A 3743-nucleotide genomic window follows, 5' to 3' on the forward strand; every position below is an offset into this window, starting at 1 on the left:
AAATATAGGCGATTATATTACTATTTATCTGGATACTTTTAGTATTGTTTCTTTTAAAGTAATTCGAAAATAAATATACTGGAGAGTTTAGTTTAAAGAATTTTCTTGTTTTATAGAATTGATGTATCTTAGCCATAAAGAAGATGAGATTTAATGATAACAGCCAATAGAGCTGTTAAAATGTAATTATGTGTATGGAGACAACTTTCCTGAAATCGATTTTAGATAATGATTTCTATAAATTTACGATGCAACATGCTGTAATAAAACTTTTTCCAAAAGCAAAAGTACGTTACGGTTTTATAAACAGAGGAAAGCATATTTTTCCGCCAGGTTTTGCTGATTTACTTCGACAATCAGTAAATGCAATGGCAGATTTGCGATTGACCAAAAGCGAAAAACACTACTTGGCTAAATTTTGTCCGTATCTCGATCCTACTTATTTAGATTTTTTACAAGGTTATAATTACGATCCGTCTGAGGTTCATATCAGTCAGGAAGGCTCAGAAATAAAAGTTACGATTGAAGGTTTTTGGTATCGTACCATTTTATGGGAAGTGCCTTTAATGGCTTTAATTTCGGAGCTTTTTTATAAATCAAATCATCTAATTCGACTGAACGACGATGCGATAAAAAAACTAACCAAAGACAAAATTGACAATTACAATTCACTTGGAGTTTCGATTTTAGAATTTGGTACAAGACGACGTCATTCTTACGATGTACATATTTTAATCAATGAAACTTTACAGACGTATGGCTCGCAAAGCTTTATTGGTACCAGTAATGTGCATTTTGCAATGGTCAATAATATTCGTCCGTTAGGAACACATGCGCATGAATGGTTTATGTTTCATGCAGCGCAATTTGGTTTTAAAATGGCCAATTTGATTAGCCTCGAACATTGGACACAAGTTTACGGTGGTGATCTCGGAATTGCCCTGACAGATACTTACACAACAGATGTTTTCTTTGAACAATTTGACAAAAAATACTCTAAACTTTTTGATGGAGTTCGTCATGATAGCGGAGATCCCATTGAGTTTGCACAAAAGGTAATTTCGCATTATACCAAAATGGGAATTGACCCAAAATCTAAGGTAATTGTCTTTTCGGATTCCTTAAATTATGACAAAGTAAAACTCATAACTGATTTTTGCAAAGACAAAATAAAAATGTCATTTGGTATTGGTACCAATTTTACCAATGATGTTGGTTTGCCAGCTATGAATATGGTTATAAAATTGACAGAAGTTAAGCTGGATAATACCCACTGGCAAGGTGTTGTGAAACTTTCTGATGAAAAAAACAAAAATACGGGAACGCCCCAAATGATTGCTTTGGCGAAAGAAGTACTAGGAATCAAATAGTATTTTTTTTGTTTCAAAGCTGTTTTTTTATATTTTTAGCGGCCTTATTATTTTAAAATCAATTTAAATAGAATTTAAAGCTGTTATAATTCATAACAAAAAAGAAATACGCTTTTATTTTTTAGCTATAAATGGTACATTAGCCAAAAATCCAATTCACTTTATGCTAGAGCAAAATCAATATACCGAAGATAATATTCGATCACTCGATTGGAAAGAACATATCCGTATGCGTCCCGGAATGTATATCGGGAAATTAGGAGATGGTTCTTCACCGGATGATGGTATTTATATTCTTTTAAAAGAGGTTTTAGACAACTGTATCGATGAGTTCGTGATGGGGTCGGGGAAAACTATTGAGGTGACTATCAAGGATAAAACGGTTTCGGTTCGTGATTACGGACGTGGAATCCCGTTAGGAAAGGTAGTCGACGTAGTTTCTAAAATGAATACCGGAGGAAAGTATGATTCTAAAGCTTTCCAAAAATCAGTAGGTTTAAATGGTGTCGGAACAAAAGCCGTTAATGCGCTTTCGAGTGCTTTTCGCGTAGAATCTGTTCGTGACGAAAAACAAAAAGCAGCAGAGTTTTCGGCAGGAAATTTAATTCTTGAAGAAGGTGTGATCGATACAACAAAGCGAAAAGGGACAAAAGTAACCTTTACGCCAGATGAATCTATCTTTAAAAACTATAAATTCCGTTTAGAATATGTAATAAAAATGGTAAAAAACTATTGTTATCTAAACAATGGTTTGACTATTATATTCAACGGCGAAAAATACCTTTCAGAGAATGGTCTTAGAGATTTATTAGAAGAGACAATTAGCGAAGAAGATCTTGAATATCCAATTATTCACCTGAAAGAGCATGATATTGAGATCGCTTTAACGCACAGTAAAACGCAATATAGCGAAGAATATCACTCATTTGTGAATGGTCAGAATACTACACAAGGAGGAACACACTTAGCGGCTTACAGAGAAGCAATTGTAAAAACCATTCGTGAGTTTTACAACAAAAACTTCGAAGCATCAGATGTTCGTAAATCGATTGTGAGTGCGATCAGCATCAAAGTGATGGAGCCGGTTTTTGAATCTCAGACCAAAACCAAATTAGGTTCTATGGATATGGGTTCTGATGACGGAACGCCGCCAGTATCTGTTCGTACTTTTGTAAATGATTTTATTAAAACGAAATTAGATAATTATCTACATAAAAATCCGCCAACGGCTGAAGCTTTATTGCGTAAAATATTGCAGGCTGAACGTGAGCGTAAAGAATTATCAGGAATTAGAAAATTAGCTACAGATCGAGCTAAGAAAGCCAATCTTCATAATAAAAAATTAAGGGATTGTCGTGCGCATCTTCCTGATACAAAAAATCCTAGAAACTTAGAAAGTACGCTTTTTATTACCGAGGGAGATTCGGCTTCCGGGTCGATTACAAAGTCACGCGACGTAAATACTCAGGCAGTTTTCAGTTTACGTGGTAAGCCTTTGAATTCATACGGAATGACAAAGAAAATTGTGTACGAAAACGAAGAATTCAATTTACTGCAAGCGGCTTTAGATATCGAAGACGGATTAGAAAAATTGCGTTACAACAATATCGTAATCGCAACCGATGCCGATGTCGATGGTATGCACATTCGTTTGTTATTGATTACTTTTTTCCTTCAGTTTTTCCCGGAATTAATCAAAGAGGGACATTTATACATTTTGCAAACACCGCTTTTCAGGGTTCGAAATAAAAAAGAAACCATCTATTGTTATTCTGATGAAGAAAGAAAAGATGCCATCGAAAAATTGAAACCAAAACCGGAAATCACCCGATTTAAAGGTTTGGGAGAGATTTCGCCAGATGAGTTCAAAAACTTTATTGGAGAAACGATTCGACTTGACCCAATTATGATGGATAAAAATACTTCGATTGAGCAATTATTGTCTTTCTATATGGGGAAAAATACTCCGGACAGACAAGAGTTTATCATCAAGAATTTGAAGGTGGAGTTGGATGCGGTTGAGGCTGAGGTTTAAATAAATTTTAATGATTAGGAACTTAAATTTCATTCATGAAAAAACATCTTTTTGTTTTATTGATTTTATTATTTATTTCGTGCCAGTCTAATAAAAAGGAAGATAAGAAAGAACTTATTGTTACAAATAAAGCTAATGAAGTTGAAATTGAAGAAAGTAATGACAGTTTAATTTATAAAATTGCAGAAGATTCAATAGTAATTGGAGGTGATACTTTAAAAATTGAAGCTCCTTTTATTTATTCTTTTGAAGGAATACTTGATAGTAATAAAAAAATTCAAATTCATATTTCGAATAAATTGACTGAAGAATATGGTGGATATTGGAAATAAGGTAAA

The 3743-nt window shown here is 33.7% G+C and carries 3 protein-coding genes; all 3 read left to right on the forward strand.

Annotated elements, in window-relative coordinates:
* Positions 1-194: 194 nt before the first annotated feature.
* The gene (gene pncB / locus FLACOL7796_RS18910; RefSeq protein WP_173972337.1) at positions 195-1370 is read left to right on the forward strand and encodes a nicotinate phosphoribosyltransferase; all 1176 of its coding nucleotides are present in this window, start codon (positions 195-197) and stop codon (positions 1368-1370) included.
* Positions 1371-1533: 163 nt separating this feature from the next.
* The gene (locus FLACOL7796_RS18915; protein WP_173972339.1) at positions 1534-3405 is read left to right on the forward strand and encodes a DNA topoisomerase IV subunit B; all 1872 of its coding nucleotides are present in this window, start codon (positions 1534-1536) and stop codon (positions 3403-3405) included.
* Positions 3406-3440: 35 nt separating this feature from the next.
* Positions 3441-3737 (forward strand): hypothetical protein, encoded by a 297-nt coding sequence (locus FLACOL7796_RS18920; RefSeq protein WP_173972341.1) that lies wholly within the window; start codon positions 3441-3443, stop codon positions 3735-3737.
* Positions 3738-3743 lie beyond the last annotated feature (6 nt).

The organism is Flavobacterium bizetiae, assembly GCF_902804475.1.
Lineage (GTDB): Bacteria > Bacteroidota > Bacteroidia > Flavobacteriales > Flavobacteriaceae > Flavobacterium > Flavobacterium bizetiae.